Annotated in this window: 15 protein-coding genes; 3 read left to right on the forward strand and 12 right to left on the reverse strand. The window is 51.4% G+C overall.

Annotated features, from left to right (window positions below; translation table 11 throughout):
* Nucleotides 1–319: 319 nt before the first annotated feature.
* Complete coding sequence (locus CHB92_RS10915) at nt 320–529, forward strand: Sec-independent protein translocase subunit TatA/TatB (protein ID WP_089319261.1); 210 nt, start codon at nt 320–322, stop codon at nt 527–529.
* 94 nt (nt 530–623) lie between these two features.
* Here the strand turns inward: CHB92_RS10915 and CHB92_RS10920 are convergent, their stop codons facing one another.
* The 11 genes from CHB92_RS10920 to CHB92_RS10975 form a co-directional block, all read right to left on the reverse strand.
* Entirely contained in the window at nt 624–1,640 is a 1,017-nt protein-coding gene (locus CHB92_RS10920; protein ID WP_089319239.1) for a cytochrome d ubiquinol oxidase subunit II, read from the reverse strand.
* An 8-nt stretch (nt 1,641–1,648) separates the two neighbouring features.
* Nucleotides 1,649–2,977: a cytochrome ubiquinol oxidase subunit I gene (locus tag CHB92_RS10925; protein ID WP_089319240.1), complete on the reverse strand. Its 1,329-nt coding sequence runs from the start codon at nt 2,975–2,977 to the stop codon at nt 1,649–1,651.
* A gap of 298 nt (nt 2,978–3,275) precedes the next feature.
* Entirely contained in the window at nt 3,276–3,851 is a 576-nt protein-coding gene (locus CHB92_RS10930) for a hypothetical protein (protein ID WP_089319241.1), read from the reverse strand.
* A 103-nt stretch (nt 3,852–3,954) separates the two neighbouring features.
* A complete protein-coding gene (locus CHB92_RS10935) occupies nt 3,955–6,111 on the reverse strand; it encodes an ATP-binding protein (protein WP_245842483.1) in 2,157 nt (718 codons plus the stop codon).
* A 161-nt stretch (nt 6,112–6,272) separates the two neighbouring features.
* A complete protein-coding gene (gene arsM / locus CHB92_RS10940) occupies nt 6,273–7,244 on the reverse strand; it encodes an arsenosugar biosynthesis arsenite methyltransferase ArsM (RefSeq protein WP_089319242.1) in 972 nt (323 codons plus the stop codon).
* A 182-nt stretch (nt 7,245–7,426) separates the two neighbouring features.
* Nucleotides 7,427–8,908, reverse strand: coding sequence for an amidohydrolase family protein (locus CHB92_RS10945; RefSeq protein WP_089319243.1), 1,482 nt, complete (start codon nt 8,906–8,908; stop codon nt 7,427–7,429).
* 400 nt (nt 8,909–9,308) lie between these two features.
* A complete protein-coding gene (gene hemA, locus CHB92_RS10950; RefSeq protein ID WP_089319263.1) occupies nt 9,309–10,571 on the reverse strand; it encodes a glutamyl-tRNA reductase in 1,263 nt (420 codons plus the stop codon).
* Nucleotides 10,572–11,060: 489 nt separating this feature from the next.
* On the reverse strand, nt 11,061–12,122 hold the full coding sequence (locus CHB92_RS10960) for a response regulator (protein WP_089319245.1): 1,062 nt from the start codon (nt 12,120–12,122) through the stop codon (nt 11,061–11,063).
* Entirely contained in the window at nt 12,100–13,350 is a 1,251-nt protein-coding gene (locus CHB92_RS10965; protein WP_089319246.1) for a hybrid sensor histidine kinase/response regulator, read from the reverse strand. The genes CHB92_RS10960 and CHB92_RS10965 overlap by 23 nt, the downstream gene beginning before the upstream one ends.
* Nucleotides 13,351–13,375: 25 nt before the next feature.
* Complete coding sequence (locus CHB92_RS10970) at nt 13,376–13,825, reverse strand: response regulator (RefSeq protein ID WP_089319247.1); 450 nt, start codon at nt 13,823–13,825, stop codon at nt 13,376–13,378.
* A gap of 10 nt (nt 13,826–13,835) precedes the next feature.
* Nucleotides 13,836–15,380 (reverse strand): PAS domain-containing sensor histidine kinase, encoded by a 1,545-nt coding sequence (locus CHB92_RS10975; RefSeq protein WP_089319248.1) that lies wholly within the window; start codon nt 15,378–15,380, stop codon nt 13,836–13,838.
* 429 nt (nt 15,381–15,809) lie between these two features.
* Between CHB92_RS10975 and CHB92_RS10980 the strand changes: the two genes are divergently transcribed.
* Together CHB92_RS10980 and CHB92_RS10985 are read left to right on the forward strand one after the other, a co-directional pair.
* Nucleotides 15,810–18,161: a TonB-dependent receptor gene (locus tag CHB92_RS10980; protein ID WP_089319249.1), complete on the forward strand. Its 2,352-nt coding sequence runs from the start codon at nt 15,810–15,812 to the stop codon at nt 18,159–18,161.
* A 39-nt stretch (nt 18,162–18,200) separates the two neighbouring features.
* Complete coding sequence (locus CHB92_RS10985; RefSeq protein WP_179223014.1) at nt 18,201–19,208, forward strand: DUF4249 domain-containing protein; 1,008 nt, start codon at nt 18,201–18,203, stop codon at nt 19,206–19,208.
* 41 nt (nt 19,209–19,249) lie between these two features.
* Here the strand turns inward: CHB92_RS10985 and CHB92_RS10990 are convergent.
* A partial coding sequence (locus CHB92_RS10990) for a chloride channel protein (RefSeq protein WP_144266302.1) occupies nt 19,250–19,946 on the reverse strand: 697 nt, incomplete at its 5' end.

The raw sequence follows: 19,946 nt of genomic DNA on the forward strand, positions 1-19,946 counted from the left end.
GCGTGTTATTAGGCAGATGTGTAATATAGGGAATTTGTGCCGGAGGATAAAATGCAGGCCGTGTTGCAGACTCAGGTGTCCCCTAATACTACTTAACACAGGAAGTGCCCTAGGCAGGAGACGTAGGGCATCCCCGTCATTTAAATGAAAGATATCGGTACACCCTCTGTTTTCCGTACAATAAGGTGAAGGACCTAGGCACAGCCCTTATATAAAGAGCCACTCCAGCAAAACCTGGCGTTTGCCACTGGGTTAACTTACCGCCCACGATTAGAACATAAAGGGCGGCTCATTATTATACAGCTTATAAATGACGACGATGGACATAAACACAGTATTTGCATTTTTAGGACTGGGAGGAGGAGAGATCTTTCTGGTTATTGTTGCTATCCTGCTACTCTTCGGGGCTAAGAGCATTCCGGAACTGGCAAGAGGCCTGGGGCGCGGCATCCGGGAGTTTAAAGACGCGACGAAAGAAATCGAGCGCGATATAGAAAACTCAGAAAGGGATAAAGGGGACAAGGTGTAGACTGCCTTTCGTTTTTCCCCTTCCTCTACCGCCGTGCGGTTCTTTCCAACCCCAAAGCTACCCTAATGCTCAACTTGCAGCAGTCACCGTCCCTTTAATGCAAATAACCCGGAGCTTTCTTCTGAAATCCATAAAACAGGTAAAACAAGAACGGCAGGATCAGCACACTACCCAACAAAAGGGCCCAGCCAAGCGCAGCCATGGTACTGGGCGGAGCCTGGTTTTCCAACAAAGAAAGGTTAGAAGCACCCCGCAGGATGATAAAGTCAGGGAAATGGGCATAGCCCACCGCTAACAGGATCATAGTCACCTGAAAACCGGCCAGTACCCGTATCTTCTTCGTTTTGCCTTGCGACAGCCAGAACCACAGCAATATAAGTGACAAGGTAGCCGCTATAACCGCAGTCAGGCTAACGGCATTTCCAAAAACCCATCGCACCAGGGGTACTCCCTCCACGGCGGCGGCAATAAAGACCAGCGCCCCACAGGTAACGGCGGCCATGTTCATGCCTCTTGCCTTGTTTGTGAAGCGGCGCCTGTCTTGCTGTTCTTCGGCCTCCCCGATTAAGTATACCGACGCCAGAAAACCACAGAGGGCCACGGTAAACAAGCCTACGGCAACCGAGAACAGGTGCAACCAGCTAAACACATAAGCCTCCAGAAAACTGTCTGCCTGCGGATCTATTTTCCCGGCTATAACACTGCCAGCAATAATTCCTAAAAACAAAGGGGTAACCACGCTGGAGTAAGCAAAAATGCGGTTGTACACCACCTGCATCTCATCTACCACTGCGTCGTAATGCCGAAACACGAAGGCCGTACCACGGGCGATAATCCCCAGCAGCATGATCACCAGTGGAATGTGCAGGTATACCGACATCACACTGTATATCGCTGGAAACCCTACAAAAAGAATTACAACGGCAATGATCAGCCACATGTGATTTGCCTCCCACACCGGGCCGATCGTGTGGTGCATGGTTTCGCGGGTGCGGCTCCTGTTTTTATGAGAAGTAAAGAGTTCCACAATGCCCGCCCCAAAATCGGCACCGCCTAAAAGCAGGTACAGCAGAATGGACAAACAAAGAAAAGTGATGACTACGTATTCCATACCTTGGCTTAGCGTGCTAGGGGTTTTTCGTTTGTATCATACAGGACCGGCACCATTTTGATCTGGCGGTACAGGAGAAAAATGACCACCAGGCTCAGCGATACATAAATGGCGGTAAACAAATAAAAGGAGTACGCAATGCCGGGCATGGGCGTCACCGCATCGGCTGTTAGCATGACCCCATAGATGATCCAGGGCTGCCGGCCCACTTCCGTTACCACCCAACCGGCTTCCACGGCCAGAAAACCCAGCGGGCTTGCCAGCACAAAGAGCCAGAGGAACCAGCGCTTTGTTAACCAGGGCTGCTTGCGCCATAAAGTGCCAAAGTACAGCAGCGATACCAGCACCAGGAACATACCGATGCCCACCATGATCTGGAAGGCAAAATGCGTTACGGTGACAGGCGGCAGGTAGGCCGGGGGTATCTTATCTAATCCTTCTACCAAACCCGTAAAGTTCCCGTGCACCAAAAAGCTGAGCATACCCGGAATCTCCAGGGCGTAGTCCACTTTTTTATTTTCCTCGTCCGGTATGCCGCCTATGATGAGAGGTGCGGCCTCCTGTGTGTGGAAGTGAGCCTCCATGGCTGCTAATTTTGCTGGCTGCCTTTCTGCCACGTCTTTGGCAGAAAGGTCTCCGCTCAGGGGTTGCAGCAGGGCAGCCACAGCCCCGAAGATGGCAGCAATTTTAAAGGCCCTGGCATGGAAGGCAACGTTCTGCCTTTTCAGGATCATATAGGCATGCACACCTGCCACGGCAAAGCCGGTGGCTGCAAAGGCAGCAATGGTCATATGCAGCGCCTGCGTAAACCAGGCATCGTTGAACATGGCCGCGATAGGGTCTATGTTCACATAGGCTCCGTCCACTATATCGAAACCGGCAGGGCTGTTCATCCAGGCATTGGCAGACACCACCAGAATACCGGATGCCAGGCCGCTTACCCCAACCACTACCCCGGTAAACCAGTGGAACCATCGGTTAAAGCGATCCCAGCCGTACAGAAAGAAGCCGAGTGCGATTGCTTCTATAAAGAAAGCCGTTCCTTCGAGCGAGAAAGGCATGCCAAAAATAGGGCCGGCATGGGCCATAAACTCCGGCCAGAGCAGGCCTAGCTCGAAGGAAAGTACTGTACCGGATACAGCGCCCGTAGCAAAGAAAATAGCCACTCCCCTGCTCCATGCCTTGGTGAGGTTCTTGTAAACGGGATCATTTGTCCTGAGCCAGCGGTAGTGCGCCACTGCCATAAAAAAAGGCATGACCATGCCGATACAGGCATAGATGATGTGAAAACCCAGGGAAAGTGCCATTTGGGAGCGGGCTGCAAATAAATCGTCCATAGCAGGTGTTTTGGGGTACGGATAAAGATACGCACTAACAGGATAAATCGCGCGCCAGAAGGTTCTTTATCAAAGTGGCTTACTCTTTCCTCTATCGCCTCGCCTAAAAAATACTATCAGGATAACGTATCATACCTGTTATCCCTGTTAGAACAGGGGAAACAAAAAACACAGGTACTTCAGTAAGCAGCAGCACTATCAAGATAAAAGCTGGAAGAAACGCATACTTATTTGACTAAACCTTATACTAAAAGAGCACCTTTGTAAGGTGCTCTTTTAGTATAAGGTTTAGGTCTGTTTAACGTCCAAAATAAGTGTTGTAAGCTCCGTATTCCCTGTCGTCCAGCACACCATCCCGGTTGTCGTCCCACACATTAAACACGCCATCACTAAACTCCCGGTCATTGATCAGCTTGTCACCGTCCACGTCCCACTCGTTGTAGTAGTTGCTGTTGGCAAAGCTAGCGTTAAACTCATTCTCATCCAGGGTCCCATCGGCGCTGGTGTCCCAGTCAGCCCAGTTCTCGTCCAGCAGACCATAGTCTTTACTAGCGGTGTTCCACTCCATCTCATCCAGTAAATTGTCATCGTTCACGTCCCAGATATCGAAAAAGCCACCGTTGTACTCGTACTCATCCAGGTTACCGTCGTCGTTCTCATCCCAGACGCCGTAGTCGCCGGTCGCGGCAAAAGTGGTGTTAAACTCATTCGCGTCCCAGGTGTCTGCTCCCACCTCTGTTACGTCTGTGTCCACTACCTCTTCGCCCACGGTTGTTTCTGCTGTTTCGGTGGCACAGGCTACCATCCCCGCCGCGAGCATAAGGCAAAACCCGTTTCGCAGCCACTTTACAACACTGTGTTCATTCCTTTTCATAGTCAGTTCTCTTTTAGTTTCACATCTTGGTTACTAATGACTACGTGAACACCTGAAGGGAGATTAATTTCTGTCCTGAGATTCCCTCCCTCGTGCGTACAGGCTATGCTGTGGCTGCCTGTTGGCTTTGCGTATGCTTCTGCTTGAAAAAGATCCGGAAGGTGCTTCCTTTCCCTACCTGACTTTCCACTTCTATCCTGCCACCTGCATTCTCCACGATCCTTTTCACGATGTACAAACCCACCCCCGAGCCTTCCACATGGTCGTGCAGGCGCTTAAACATCGAGAACATCTTTCTTTCTTCTGACAGGTCTATGCCCAAACCGTTATCAGCAACTGCTAAGACTAAGTAACCAGGCCTTTTTTCCGTTGTAATATGTATCTCGGGCAGGCGGTTGGGAGCGCGGTACTTGAGGGCATTGCTCAGCAGGTTATACACCACACTCCGCGCATTCTTTGACGAGAAATGGATTGTGGAATGCGGGGAAAACTGGCGGTGGATACGGGCTCCCGTTTCCCGAATAACTTTTTCGAAGTCCAGTTCTACTTCGGCCACCACGTCCACCAGATTCACAGCGGTAATATCTTCTCCGGATTCCCGCTGTATTTTAGCCACCTCCGATAAGTCGGCCACTGCTTTTTTAAAGCGTTCAATAGAAGCCCGTATGTGGTGGATCAGTTGTTGGACAACATCCATCTCCATCGTTTCAGCGGGCAAATAATCCACCAGCACCTCTAGCAGCCCTTCTATGTTAGAGATGGGGGCTTTTAAGTCATGCGAGGCCGAGTAAACAAAATTATCCAGGTCGGCATTTGTGGCTAAGAGTTCCTTGTTTATGGCTTCTATCTCGTGGCGGGCCTCCACCTGCTCGTTTATTTCTATGGCGACGGCAATTACTCCTGTTATAAAGCCTTGCGCATCCCGCATGGGGTGGTACACGAAGTTGACGTAAACGTCCTCCATCTTGCCGTTTCGCTCCAGCATCAGGTGGTGTTCATTGGCAACAAAGGGCACGCCGGTGTTCAGCACCCCTTCGAGCAACTCCTTTATGCCCTGGTCCAGGGCCTCCGGTATAGCCTCTAAGACGGGTTTTCCCAAGACGTCGGCTGGCTTTCTGCCCCAGATTTCGCATATGCCCGGGTTTGCCAGGTCAACGATGAACTGCGGCCCTCTGAGGATAGTGATCCCGACAGGGGCCTGCTGAAAAATATCATTCAGGTACTCCCGTTGGCGCGCCATTTCCTCCCGTGTCCGTACACTGGTGATGGTCGTGGCCATTTGCCCCGCTAGTAAATGGTGCAGGTTCTGGTAATTCTGGTCATATTCCAACCTGGGGCTAAGCCCTGCAATAAAAAAACCAATAAGCCGGTTTTGTCCTGTCCTGAAAATTGGCAAAACAGCAGCCCGGTGTATCGGCTGCAAGCCCAGGCCGGGTTCTGCGGAGGCTTTTTCACCAGCGACAGGCAAATCGATGATAACCTGCTTTTTTGTCTTCTGCACCTGTAAAAAAGGGCAGTCGGGACCTGCTTTCTCCAGTATAACCTGTTCCGGAAAAACGTTTTCGGATAAGCCGCCGCCTTTCCCTAAAAGCCTTGCCGCTGTGCCTGTTCCGTTTAACAGGTACACCATGCTGAAGGGAACATCATTTTTGTTGTCGTGCAGAATATCGCAAACAGACTGGCAAACCTGCTCCAGGGTCAGCGTTTGTGTGGAGGCTTCAGACACTTCCTTCAAGGTCTTGAGCCTGCGCTGCCCCAAAATGGTATCTGTTACTTCTGTGCAGGCACAAAATACTCCTGCCACCTCTCCTGCATCATTAAAAACCGGGCTATAGGAAAAGGTCCAATAGGTTTCCTCCAGAAAGCCTTTGCGGTCCAGCAAAATAAACATGTTCTCAGCATAGAACTGTTCTTCATGCGTCATGATGCCTTCGGCTACCTGGCCTATCTGCTCCCATATCTCAGACCACATCACCCGGGCACTGGTACCCAGCGCTTCGGGGTGCTTCTTGCCCAGGGCGGGCAGGTAGGCATCGTTGTGGAACATGTAAAAGTCTTTCGACCACCAGATGAACATGGGGAAGCCGGAATTCAGTAGCAGCCGAACGCTGGTTTTCAGGCTTTCCGGCCACTGCGCTGGCTCCCCCAGGGGGTGAGCAGCCCAGTTATAGGCCCGCATAAGCGCTCCCATTTCGCCCCCTCCTTTCAGGAAACCCGGCGTGTCTTTTTGGTAGATGGTGTCACTGTTTGCTTGCCCCATTTGCTAAGGAATGCTATGTATTTCGTTTTGTGATAAGTAATGACAGAAACAGGCAACCCGCCTTCTGATATACCACCATGTTATAATACCTTAAAAAGGATTATCTCTTCTGTCCTTTCCCTGCTGCCTTTTTATAAGCTTATACCATTCAGTAGAAGCAGTTAACAGCAACCGCCCCCATCGTAAAAGTAAGTCGACTCTGTCACATAGATGTCGTTACGCCCTAAAGCCTGCAGTGCTCCGGCTGTTTTATCGCATACGGCAAGCGGTTGATTATGTAGCAGGGTGTGCCCTTTGCCATCGTCAAAGAAGTTCTCTGTGCCGTAGTAAATGGCATGCTTTCCGGTAAAAACACAGGGGCCATCTTCGGGCATAGGGTCTTTGATGGCGCAGATCTCGACGCTTTCGATAAATACCAGTTCCTCTGTATCGTACTGCCCCGGGGCCAGCACGCGGTAAGGACGCTTGGCCCGTACCTCCACGGTTCCGAAGCCAACGCTGGTCATAAAATCAATGTACTGCTGCAGGGGCATGGCACCGCTCAGGCACAGGGCCCGAAGCCGGTCGTCCTGCTGCAGGCTTTCCGGCATAAAGCTATCACTAACAGGGTCTGACAGTACCAATCGTCCGTGTGGTTTTAACACTCTGTACATTTCGGAGAGGGCTATTTTCAGTTCCTCCGCCTTAAAAATATTGAACAGGCAATTCTGAGCGGCCACGTCGATGCTTGCATCCGCTACAGGCAGGCTCAGGGCATCCCCTTCTTTCAGGGTCACAAAGTCGCTGCTAAACCACTGGTTCTGCCTCTCCGCCTCCTGCAGGTTCTCGGCACAAACAGCCAGCATGCGTGCTACCGGGTCCACGCCAATAACAGCTCCCGGTCTGCGGCAGAAGTAGGAGAACTGCAACAGCTCCATACCACCCCCTACGCCCACGTACAGTACCGTAGGGTTATTGCTCAGGTCGCGCGGGTTTACCGTAGACCCACAACCGTAGTTCATTTCCAGCATTTTGGAAGGCACCTTTAACTCCGGGAGTTGCCATACAGGGGTAGTGGTACAGCAGAGGCCCTGCTGCGGGTTTGCGGCAGCTTCGTCGTATACTTGCCTGGCGGCTTCTAGGTAATTAGGCATAAGATCAGGATGTCGGGGTTAGACGTGCGGCCCCTCGCTCGTAAAAGAAAGGCGCGACAAGAAACACTGCCCGAAAGCAGGAAGGGCGTTTGCACCATATTAGCCAAAGTTAAACAAACTCCCGTACGGATTTATACTTAGCACTGGTTTTCCTTTTAAACGAATTAGTACGCTGTAGTGGCTTATGCAAAATGACGCGCCAGGAAATCATGCGCATTCCGGAATAAAAAGTTCTGTACCACCTCGTCTGCATCACGCATGTCAATGCCTGCCTCCGGGGCATACTTCTCAAAGGCCCCCTTGAGTTTTTCGGGTAAATCTTTGAAATGGCTGGCGTTCGGGCAGAACTTCACGGCATGAATAAAGCCGTCGTAATCGGTGCCGACGCAAATGTGCTTCCAAGGGTTTACCCCATCCAACTGCTGCCCGACCTTCACAATATGGAAGATGTTATTGACCATGTGCCGCATGTGCAGCTCTTCCAACTCGTGCGTATTTAAACTGAAGGGAACTCTTATGCCGCTGTTACTCTCCTGTGCCTCTTCTTCGTCATTGTCATCCTCCGCCGCTTCATAGCCTGCAGTATGGAACAACTCCCGCTCTGCCGTAGAGACAAACTCCTTCTGGAAAGTCTTCTGACCCACGTGCAGCTTCACCTCTGCCCCCAGGATGCGCTCATCAAAGGAGATGCCCAGCAAACCGCAGGATAACAGCACCTGCATAATGTCTTCGTCATACAAATTGATGGAAGTGGGGTTGAACAGGGTATCGGGCAGGTAGCCTTCGGGTTTATCGTACACAACCTTCACACAGCCCTCGCCTTCATGCTCCTTCAGCTTCCGGATCGGCATGTTCTGATAGGAGAAGCCTGTTACCCCAATATGGGAGGCAATCAACGGGATACCTTCCCAGCCCTGCTCCTTTCGTAGGTCGTACAGCATCTTTCTCGCCTTCAGGCTCATGTGCTTTATATCCACCAGCACCTGGTAAGGTAAACCGGTATAGCATTTTAGAATCAGCTCTTTCCCGGACTCCTCCAATCCGTTGCCTCTGGGGATGAACTCACTTTTCCCGAAGAGCTTGATGCCGAAGGCATGGTTGCAGAAGACGTTCTGACTTAAGTGGGTGATGGTGAGGTACAGCAGGCGGGGCATGTCCGGATGACGCACAAACCCCTCTAAGTTGGCTAAAATACGGCTGGTATCCTCGTGCTCGTTTTTTCCATAGTAAAACGCGTGCCCCCCTTCCACGTTAAAGATCAGGTGGAGCGTTTCTGTGTCGTCCGCATTGTAATCCTGAAAGCTCCTGAGCACCTTAATTCTTTTGACTCCGCCCGTAGCAGGGTCAGGGTTTTGCTGCACACGCAAGAGGTTCTGATACTCCTGTTGTAACAGTTCGTAATAGGGCGTCTCGCCAGAGGCGATGCGTTTCAGTTGCCCCACCTGCAGGTATTTGCCTAACAGCGGAGAAGCCTCGTATAACAGGTTCCTTTGGGCAATAGCCATTTCCAGGGGATGCAAGGTGGCACAAACCAAATTACTCCCTCCTTCCGCCAGTTGGCAGAGGCTGCTTTTGGAGTCTACCTCGTTCCCCAGTACATCATCCACTTTTACAGCAACTTTATCCCAGCAACTGATCCTACCCTCGCCAGGCAGTTGGAACATAGGTTTTAAAGAGGTATGACAGTGTAAGTCAAAAACGTGCATATATAAATGAAGCTTAAAGGCAGGCGCAGTAAAAGAAGCCGGAACATAATTTCTTAGCGCGACACTCAGACATGTTGACAAACGACAGCACGAAGCCCACCTTTTCGCCATGCCTGCCCCACTGCTTACGGCCTAACAGAAGGTGCTGATGCAGTAGCCCGCAGTTTCCCAGGAAAAATACAAGGAGGCACTTATAGCTTTATAAAATGCAGTCTTCTCCGCTAGTGTAGGGTGATAAAGAGGTATAGGTCATAACAACATAGATGCGAACGAAAAGCAAGAGCCCCGCAAGTGCTATACTTGCGGGGCTCCAGGTAAAAGCTTTTTGTTTGATGCTTTTCTTTTATGAGGGAACATGCTAGGCTTCCTGCTTCTCCAGGCTAAACAGGGCGCTCAGGCCTTGCAGTAAGGCTTCTGATTCGCCTCGCTGGCAGGCCGCCTTTAGCTCCAGGGCCGGCATCTTCACGATCTTGTTCAGAATGTTCTTGGTGAGGACCTCCACCAATTGCTGCTCTTCTGCCCCCAGGTTCTTCAGGTAGCGGGCTACTTCCTGCTGCCGGATCTGCTCCAGGCGCTGTTTGAACTGCTGCAGGGCCGGCGACATCGCCATTTCGCGTGTCCAGGCGCTAAACTCCACGAGGGCCTCTGCCACAAGACCTTTTACTTCGGGGATGGCCGCAATGCGCTTTTCCAGGGCAGAGGTAGCCCTGTTCCGGATACTGTCGATGTTGTACACGCAAACACCGGCAAGGGATTCCAGGGCAGCATCTACGCTGCGTGGCATCGAGAGGTCGATGAAGAACTTGGGGCTGCGTACGCCCTGCTTTTCAACGGTTTCTCTGGCAATGAAAAAACAGTCGCCAGGCACAGAGGAGATCACGACATCAGCTGCCTGTATCTCTTGCCACACGTTCTCCCAATACACGGCCCTTGCCCCTGTTTTCTGCGCCAGCTCCAGAGCTTTGTGGTGCGTACGGTTTGCAATGATGATGTTGTTTACCGCTGACTTCTGGAAGTTATCGCACACGTTCGCTCCAATCTCTCCTACCCCGATCATCAAGACGCGCGGATTCTCCATGTTAGCGGTTAACTCCTCCACCAGCTCCACCGTGGCATAAGACACCGAGGCTGCCCCGTCGCGGAAAGCGGTCTGGTTTACCACCTGCTTGTTCGTGGCAAAAATGGTATGCATTAAGCGGTGCAAAAAAGGGCCGGCCATGCCGGCATCCGCTGCCCACTGGTAGGCTTTCTTGACCTGGTTCAGGATCTGCATGTCCCCCACCACCTGCGACTCCAGGCCCAGCCCTACATAAAACAAATGCTGTACAGCCTCCTGATGGCTGGTAATGTGCCGAAAGTAAGGCGTGATCTCTTTCGTGGCAATAAAGCCTTTCTCGAGGGCGATCAGCTTGATGATTTCGCGGGAATAATCGTTGTCAGCGGCGTAGTAAACTTCTGTACGGTTACAGGTAGAAAGCACCAGCACATCCTGCGCTCCGGTAAACTCCTTTATCTTGTCCAACAGGTTCCTGCAGCCGATCTCGTTTAAGGAAACGGCCTCACGAACAGCAATAGGTGCGTTTTTATAGGATAGTGTAAGTACTTTAAACTGATTTTGCATCTTCTTCATATCAGGTCTGGTACAAATTTCCGCAAAAGCCTCAGGTATAAATATGATAATTGTCACTTGCTGCTGCGACTTATATCACCATCTGCTCCTGAAGCTGCTAATTTTGTGTGATCTACAGGAACCTTATCAGCATTTGGAGAAGCTTTAACAGCTCGGTGTAATGCACAAAATACCAGAAGAAAACAAAAGGAGGGCTTGCCTATGGGAGTCCCCAGGACAGGGAAGTAGAAAGGGACAGGGCGATCTTAACGCAGGAAAGACGGCCTTAGCTACCAAGGTGTCCTCCCGAATACGCCGGAGGCATGAACTGAAAAAGGCCTGCAGGCTTGCGAGATTTAAAACAGCATCCCCAACACACTCTCTCCTAGAAGTTGAAATGAAAGATCCCGTGGCTTTTCACAAGATTAATCATATGAAGGGACACGTATAGCTGGGTTAAAAAATAAGGCAGGCTCCGATGTACAGCGCCTGCCTTATTTTTTAGTTTCGCATACGGGCCAGTTTGTCCGGGTTCAGGATCATGATTCTGCTACCCTGGCTGTCGATGAGCTTTTCATCTTTGAAGTCTGCCAGGGTGCGGATAACCGTCTCTTTAGAGGCACCTACGATGCTGGCCAGGTCCTCCCGCGAAATAGTGATCTGGGTCGTTTCGTTGCCTTCGTCCTGGTACTGCTTCTTTACCAACATCAGGGCCTCGGCTACGCGCTTGCGCACGGAGTTATAGGCGAGTTTTAAAAGGCGTTCTTCCCGGTCGGCCAGGTTATCGGACAGGATCTTGATAAACTTGTTGGCCACATCCCGGTTATGGTTCAGGAGCGAAAAGAAGTCCTCTTTTGAGATAACATACACCTCCGACTCCTCCAGGGCCATGGCCGATTCGCGGTAGCTTGTTTCCTCCAGCAGGTCCAGGTAGCCAATAAAGTCACCGTCCTTGTACAGGTTGGTAATGTACTCCCGGCCATCCTCATTGGACTTGTAAGTTTTCACTTTTCCCTTGTTCAGGAAGTACAGGGCATTCGGGTGATTGCCTTCCAGAAACAGGTTCTGCTTCTTTTTGAAAACCGTGACCTTCTGGTTATTAGAGATCAGCTTGTTCAGGTCCTCATAGCCTTTCGCCTCCTCTATAAAGTTATCCAGCCCTTCCGCGTTCTTCTTGAAGTCGGCCTTCAGGATTTCGTTCTTTTTCAGGCGCATCTCCACCACGTCCAGCAGTTCCAGATCGTCGAACGGCTTGATCAGGTAGTCGTCGGCCCCCAGGTTCATGCCTTTCCGGAAGTCCTCTTTCTCTGACTTTGCCGTGAGGAACACAAAAGGAATACCCGACGTGAGCGGATTCTTGCTCAGCATGTGCAGTACCCCATAGCCATCCAACTGCGGCATCATGATATCGCAGATGATCAGGTCGGGCTGTTCTTTTTTGGCCAGTTCAACCCCTACCTTCCCGTTCTCGGCCTCCACTACCTCATAATTGGCAAGTGTTAGAATCTCCGCTGTGTTTTCACGAATTTCCTGGCTGTCTTCAATAAGTAATATTTTCTTCATGGCTATTTGTTTTGGGAAGTGTAATGGTGAATGTTGTGCCCTTGTCCAGCTCGCTCTCATAGTCCAGGCTACCGTTCATGATCTCAACGTATTTCTTTACGATGTTCAGTCCCAGTCCTGTTCCCTGTATGTTCGTGACATTGTGGGCGCGGAAAAACGGGGTAAACAAGTGCGCTTTGTCTGCCTCGGGTATGCCGATGCCCTCATCCTGCACGGTTATCTGCACGCAGTTGTCCGGTGTTATCCCGGTCATAAAGTAAATGCTTTTGCCCTCGCCGGAGTATTTACTGCCATTCGACAGCAGGTTGATCATCACGTTCTTCAGCAACTGCTTGTCCATGTGCACCTCCTTCTCCCCGGTGTGCTGATAGCGGATCTGCTGGCCGGGCTTCAGGTAACCCTGCATTTCGTCCTTCACCTCTTTGGCAAAGTACTCCAGGTTAAAAGTAGTAGGCACATTGTAGATCTTGCCTTCCTCCATCCGGCTGATGGACAGGAAGTCGTTCAGGATATTGGTCAGATTACTTACCGCCGACTTTATCCGGTCCACGTGCTTGAGCCGTTTGTCATCGTCGTCCGCGTTTTTGTACTTGGCAATGAGGGAGGCCGAAGACAGAACCGTGCTCAAAGGCGTCCGGAACTCGTGTGAGGCAATGGTCACAAAGCGGGACTTCAGTTCGTGCAGCTCTTTTTCCTTTTTGAGGGCCTTCTTAATTTCCTGCTGGGCCTCGTACAGGCTCCTGTTTGTCTGCTCCAGTTTGCGGATGGCATCGGCCAGTTCCTGCGTGCGCTCCTCTACCCGCTGCTCCAGCTCCATGTTCAGCCGCTGGATCTGCGCCAGGCTCTTGGCATGCTCAATGCTATAACGGATCGAGCGTTCCAGGTCAAAGGGATTGAAGGTGCCTTTAACCAGATAGTCCAGGGCGCCCGCGCGCATCGCTTTTTCATCTGTTTCGCGGTCTGTCTGCCCTGTAAGCAAAATGAAGGGCGCGGTGATGCCCTCTCCCACAGCCCGCGTGATCAGTTCCAAGCCATCATGTGCACCCAGGAAGAAATCCACCAGGTACACATCGTGCTTCCGCTGGTGAATCTGCTCCAGCGCTTCGGTAAAAGAAGAAGTCCAGTCGAGGAGATAATTTCGGCCGGGTATGTCATCCATAATATCCCGGGTGATGATGTAATCATCCTCATCATCGTCGATCAACAGTACTCTTATCTTATCGGGCATGAAGGAAATCGCTTGGTTAACGGTGTTAGGGTTTAGGTAGTTCTACTATCTCGAACCAGTACTTGCTCAGGGTTTTCATCACATCCACCAGGGCACCAAAGGTCACCGGCTTCGCAATAAAGGAGCTGACACCCAGGTCGTAGGTCTTCAGGATGTCCTCTTCGGCTTTGGACGTGGTCAGCACAACTACCGGAATAACCCGCAGGTGCTCATCAGATTTAATTTCTTTTAGCGCCTCACGCCCGTCTTTCTTAGGCATGTTCAGGTCCAGCAAAATAAGGCCGGGGGTAGGGTACTTCTCTTTGTCTGCATAGCTGTTGCGGTTGTGCAGGTAATCGAGCAACTCCTCCCCGTTCTCTACAAACTGCACCTGATTTGTCAGGCGGCTTTCGTCTAAGGCGTCCTTTACCAGCATGCGGTCTTCCGCATCATCGTCGGCAACAAGTATCACTATGGGTCTTTTATTTGATTGCATGCGTTTATTTTTATTCCTGAATGTGTTTCATAGCAAGTAACACGATAAAGCGGGTGCCTACCCCGGGCTGACTTCTGGCCGTAATGTCGCCGCCGTGCCGCACCGCAATTTTCCGGCAGATAGCCAGTCCGACCCCGGAGCCTTCATACTTCTGTCCTTCCAACCGCTGAAAAATGTTGAAGATCCGGTCCAGGTACTTTTCATCAAAGCCAATGCCGTTGTCCTCTACCGTGATCTCCACCAGCTCATCGCCTGGGGTGGCGGTCATGTGGGCCTGGCGTTGCAACTTATTTGCAAAGATACGAATGATTGGCTTCACATCATCCTTGCGGAACTTGATGGCGTTGCTGATCAGGTTCTGGAAGAGCTGCCGCATCTGGGTTGGTTCCGCCTCTATAGTGGGTAATGGCGAGCGTTCTATCACTGCCCCGGTTTGCTCGATCGTCACCTCCAGGTCCGACAGCACTTCGGTTAGTATGTGATCCAGGTCTACAGGCACAAATGGCTTGGACTTGGTCGTTACCCGCGAAAAGGAGAGCAGGTCGTTGATCAGGTTTTGCATCCGAACGGCAGCATTGAGCATGCGGTCTACGTAATCTTTGCCCTGCTCGCTCAGGTTGTCGTACTCCTTGGTCTTCACCCGGTCCCCAAAGGCCTGTATCTTGCGCAGGGGCTCCTGCAAATCGTGCGAAGAGACATAGGCAAAGTCCTGCAGCTCCCGGTTGCTGCGCTCCAGCTCAGCGGCATAGCGGCGCAGCCTTTCTTCGCTTATCTTCTGCTGCGTGATGTCATGGATAAAGCCGGTATACACGGTTCGCTCCGCCAGGTGCACCTCGCTGATACTCAGGTACAGCGGAAAGATAGTGCCGTCCTTCTTCAACCCGGAAACTTCCCTGCCAATGCCGATGATGCGCCTCTCCCCGGTTTCGTGGTAGTGGTGCATGTAGTTGTCGTGCAGGCTGCGGTCTGGCTCCGGCATCAGGATGTTTATCTTTTTGCCCAGCAGCTCCTCTTCGGTATAGCCAAACAACCTGGCGGCGGAGGCGTTTACCATCTCCATTATCCCGCGCTTGTCGATGGTGATGATGCCATCCACGGCTGTCTGGATAATCGAGTTGATCTTGCTCTCACTTTCGCGCAAGGCAGCTTCTGCCTTTTTAAGCTCCGTGATGTCATGCACAATGCCTGTAAACAGCTGCTTATCCTGCAAGTTCACCTCACTAATGCTTAAGCGAAAGGGGAACACAGTTCCGTCTTTCTTTTTGCCCAGCACTTCGCGTCCCTTGCCAATGATCTGCCCTACCCCGGTACGGTGGTAGTTCTCGATGTACTTGTCATGCAGGCTACGGTCAGGCTCGGGCATCAGGATGCTCACATTCTGGCCAATACACTCTTCGGGTTCATAGCCAAAAATACGTGCTGCCGCCGGGTTCATGGTTTCTATAACCCCATGCCGGTCGATGGTGATGATGCCATCAATCGCCGTATCAATAATAGCTTTTAAGCGGGTCTGGCTGTCCGTGCTGTTGTTCTGGTTATGGTGTGTTTCTTCCAAAGAAAGGTGTTTTTGATTTTAGGAAACAATGCTTTGCCCAGCGATCGCCAAACGATGTACAGGCCAGACTAAGGCAAGGCAAGGTGCAAAACAAAGAAAATAGCTAATAGCTTAAGATACTATTTTTTGCGGTATAATTATAGGAAAAGCCGCCTTGATCAGGCAAGGCCGCCTCAAAAATGATCAGCTTCCAAAACCAGTTCCCTCCCAGAATATAAGCCGAAGACACCAAGGGCTAGAAACGGTACCCTTTGCCTTCCTCTAAGCGACTTTCTCCTGAAACATCTCACCGCTCTCTGTTTTTGCTCCCGCCTGTGTACTGGCTGAGCCTTGCATGCCACTTACCTGCTTTATAGTAGTCTTAAATAAAGATAAAGTTTAAACTTATCTTTTAAATAACGTAAAACAACGCATGGCAATACCTGTCGAATGCTACTACAGAAACTCTTCCTGTTCCTACTGTTCCTGTTTGTGTTAGCGCCCAAGGGGCAAGCGCAACAGCAGCAATACACGCTGTCGGGCACGGTACGCAGTGCGTGGGGAGAGCGCCTGGAAGAGGCTTACATGGTCATAAACCCGGGGAACAAAATAGTGGCCACAGGTGAGAAAGGACGTTTCTCCATCACCCTAGAAGAGGGCACCTATCAGATCATCTGCCAGTACGTGGGCATGGAGCCCTTTAGTTATGAGGTGGTGCTGAACGAGGATTTGGATGTAAACCTGGAGCTGGTGCAACGTAATTTCCAACTAAAGCAGGTAGAGATCACAACGCAGCCGACGATGGACGTGAACTCAACCCACTTGGGCAGCACTTATGTGGATCAGAAGCTGTTGGCCCGCATGCCGGCCCTGTTAGGGGAGGCTGACGTGATCCGCTCTGTCTCCTCGCTGCCTGGTGTCGTGAACGCCGGCGAGGGGACCTCAGGCTTTTATGTGCGCGGGGGCAGTGCCGACCAGAACCTCATCTTGCTGGATGACGCCCCTGTTTTTAATGCCAATCACCTGTTTGGCTTCTTTTCTATTTACAACCCGGACGTGCTGGAAAGCTATGAGCTGCACCGCAGCGGGATATCAGCCAAATACGGCAGCCGTATCTCCTCTATCCTGGACGTGAAAATGCAGGATGGCAACTTTGAAAAAATGCGCTACCAGGTAGGCCTGTCTCCCATCACGGCTAAACTCAGTGCCGACGGCCCTATAACTCCCAAACTAAGCATGCTGGTGGCCCTGCGTGGGGCATATCCTGATTATGTACTGAAACTCTTCCCTAGTGATAACATCAGGAACAGTTCAGGCTATTTTTATGATGGCAACCTGAAGTTCAAATACCAGTTAAACGAGAAAAACAACTTCAGCTTCTCGGGCTACTACAGTGCGGATGGCTTTAAATTCCCCTACGACACCACCTATCACTGGACGAACACCCTGGGTACCCTTAAGTGGAACCATCTGTTTAACAACGACTTTGCGGGCACGCTTACGCTGGTGAAGAGCCTCTATCAAAATACAGTGGAGGGTATAGCGACAGGAGAAGAGTTTAAGCTGAAATCAGGCATAGACTACGCGCAGGTAAAAGCAGACCTGGGCTACTATGGCCTCGATCAGCACGAGTTGGAGTTTGGCACCTCTGCCGCACTATACGATATACAGCCGGGTGACCTGATCCCTTATGGTACCTCTAGCTTAAACAGGCGCACCCAGGATCGCGATAAAGGCTATGAATACACGGCATACTTGAACGATTCGTTTGTCTTAAACGAGAAGCTCTCCCTATCAATAGGGCTACGCTACTCCTTCTTCCGGAAAGTGGGCCCTGCTGAGGTGTACCTCTATGCCGAAGGGGTACCCCGCAGCGAAACATCCGTTTATGACACCCTTCGCTATAGCTCCGGAGAAGCAGTACAGCATTACCAGGGACTGGAACCCAGATTCTCTGTCAAGTACTCGCTGAACGCTAAGAGCTCGCTGAAGCTTGGCCTTAGCCGCACCCGCCAGTACATACAGCTTATTTCCAACACGGCCGCCATTACCCCCGTGGACGTGTGGAAGCTCTCTAACAAGTACATGGAGCCGCAGGTGGCCGACCAGGTGACGGTAGGGTATTTCTACATGCACCCGGAGCGCCGCTACGAGTTTACCTGGGAAGTGTATTACAGGAAGCTGTACAACCAGCTGGACTACAAAGACGGGGCTGTTATCCTGCTCAACCCGACCCTGGAAGCAGACCTGCTCTACGGCGAAGGCGAGGCCTACGGATCAGAGTGGCTGCTGAAAAAGAGCAAGGGCCGGCTAACCGGTTGGCTTAGCCTGAGCTACTCCCGCTCTTTCCGTACCATTGCCGGCAACACGCCCGAAGAAACCATTAACAACGGGGCTCCCTATCCCTCGAACTACGATAAGCCGGTTAACATCAGCATCTTCACAAACTATCACCTGACCCCTAAGTGGACCTTCTCCTCTAACTTTAATTATAGCACTGGTCGCCCTATCACGGGTTCGGACTCCTGGTTCAATTACCACGGCAATATCTTCGCCAACTATTACGGCCGTAACCAGGAGCGCCTGCCAGACTACCATCGGCTGGATATCTCCTTTAACTACACGTTCCGAAAGTCGGAGCGCGTGGAGAAGAACCTGAGTATTTCGGTTTATAACCTCTACTTCCGGAAGAACGCCTACTCTACGCTGTTCCAGCACTATTTTGGGGCGCCCCCCATGGCATACCGGCTCGCTGTGATCGGAGTGGCCATTCCCTCGGTTAGTTACAACATTAAATTTTAAGTGCTTATGTGGAGGAGACTTTGGACTTTGCTATTGCTCATGCTCTTACTGCCTGGCTGTGTCGACCCGATAGAGTTCGAGCAGGAGGACCAGCAGGAGCACCTGGTGGTGGAGGCAACCTTTTCGAACCTCGACTCCAGCTACGTGCGCCTCAGCTACTCCCAGCCCTACCGCTATCCCTTTAATAAGTTCGAAGAAAATGCCACAGTCTACATCACGAGTGAGGCCGGGGAGTATATTCCTTTTTATCATACCCAGAGTGGCCTCTACAAACCAGAGGCGGAGGCAAGGGCACAAATAGGGCACACCTACCAACTCCACCTGCAAATCGGCCCCAACAGCTATGCCTCCAAACAAGTGAAGGTGCTGGAACCGGTGCCGATCGACTCGGTGTATACGGAGTTTGCAGAAGTGGAAGTAGGTATCTGGGGAGCCCGCGAAAAAGCTCTTATGCCTGGCTACAAGTTCTTTGTAGACTATACAGATCCTGGAGGTCTGATAAACTTCTACCGCTGGTCCGTGACCAGCGTGATCGAGGTGTACACACAACCCTGGGATTATATAGACTACTCCTGTATTGGCTGCCCCCGTCCCGCCCCGAAAGACTGCTGTGCCCACTGCTGGATTTATGAGCGCGCACAACTATACAAGGTCCAGAATGACCGGCTTTCCGATGGCCGTAAAACCATACACCAGGAGCTACATTTTGTTCCCTTCGAGCGCGACCTGCAGGCAAAGAACAAGATCACCATCTACCAGCACGCCATTTCTGAAGAGGCCTATAACTTCTTTAAGGTGGTAGAACAACAGCAACAACGAACGGGTACCGTGTTTGACCCGCCACCTTCTCAGTTAAAAGGAAACATCTACAACGTAGAAAACGAGGACGAACAGGTCATCGGCTTCTTCGATGCCTCCGCGGTTAGCAAGAAAGAGATCATCATAAACCGGAAGAATATAAAAGAGATGAACGTGGGCGAATACGTGTACCCCGATGATTGCCGCGAAATCCGGAATGCCACTACCCGAAAGCCCGAAGGCTGGTAAAAACGCCATCAGGTCTAAGCCTGTCGCAACGATCCCCGCTCTTACTCCTCTACGGCAAGCTGCGCGTTGATCAGGGGCGTTTTAGGGGCCAGGAAAAAGCCCGTGAGGCTGGCGAACAGGATCGGGATAAAATGATGAAAGCCTGTTAAGGTAGAAAGCAGGATAATCGTGCTGATGGGTGTTCTGGTCACGCAGGCATTAATGGCCGCCATGCAACTGACCATGATCAGCGCCAGGTGCTGGCCCGGAAAGGCCGTGTGCAGCAGCATGCCCAGCGTGGCACCCACAAAGAAGAGCGGGATGATAAACCCTCCCCGCCAGCCTGAGGTAACGGTAAAGGCGATGGCCAGGATCTTGGCTACGAACAGCAGTGCCAGAAAGCCCAGCGTGTACTCCTCAGCCAGGAGCAAATTCAGCTCATCATGACTAAAGTAGCGGGTAAGCGGCACATAAAAGGCAATGGTGCCAATGAGCAGTCCGCCGATGGTCATTTTAACATAAATCGGCACCCGCAGCTTCTTGAATAAACTACGGCACTGACGCACAGTAAAGATGAACAGCCAGCCAGCCGCCGTACCAGCCAGGGCATACAGCATGGCATAAAAGAAATCATTCAACTCGGGGGCGGCATATACCGGGAAAATCCAGGTAGGCCCAATCCCGATGTGCGTGATCAGGATAAAGATAACATAGCTGGAACAACTCGCGACAAAGGCCGGTATCAAGGCCTGGTAATAC

The sequence above is a fragment of the Pontibacter ummariensis genome, from assembly GCF_900188175.1.
Taxonomy (GTDB): Bacteria; Bacteroidota; Bacteroidia; order Cytophagales; family Hymenobacteraceae; genus Pontibacter; species Pontibacter ummariensis.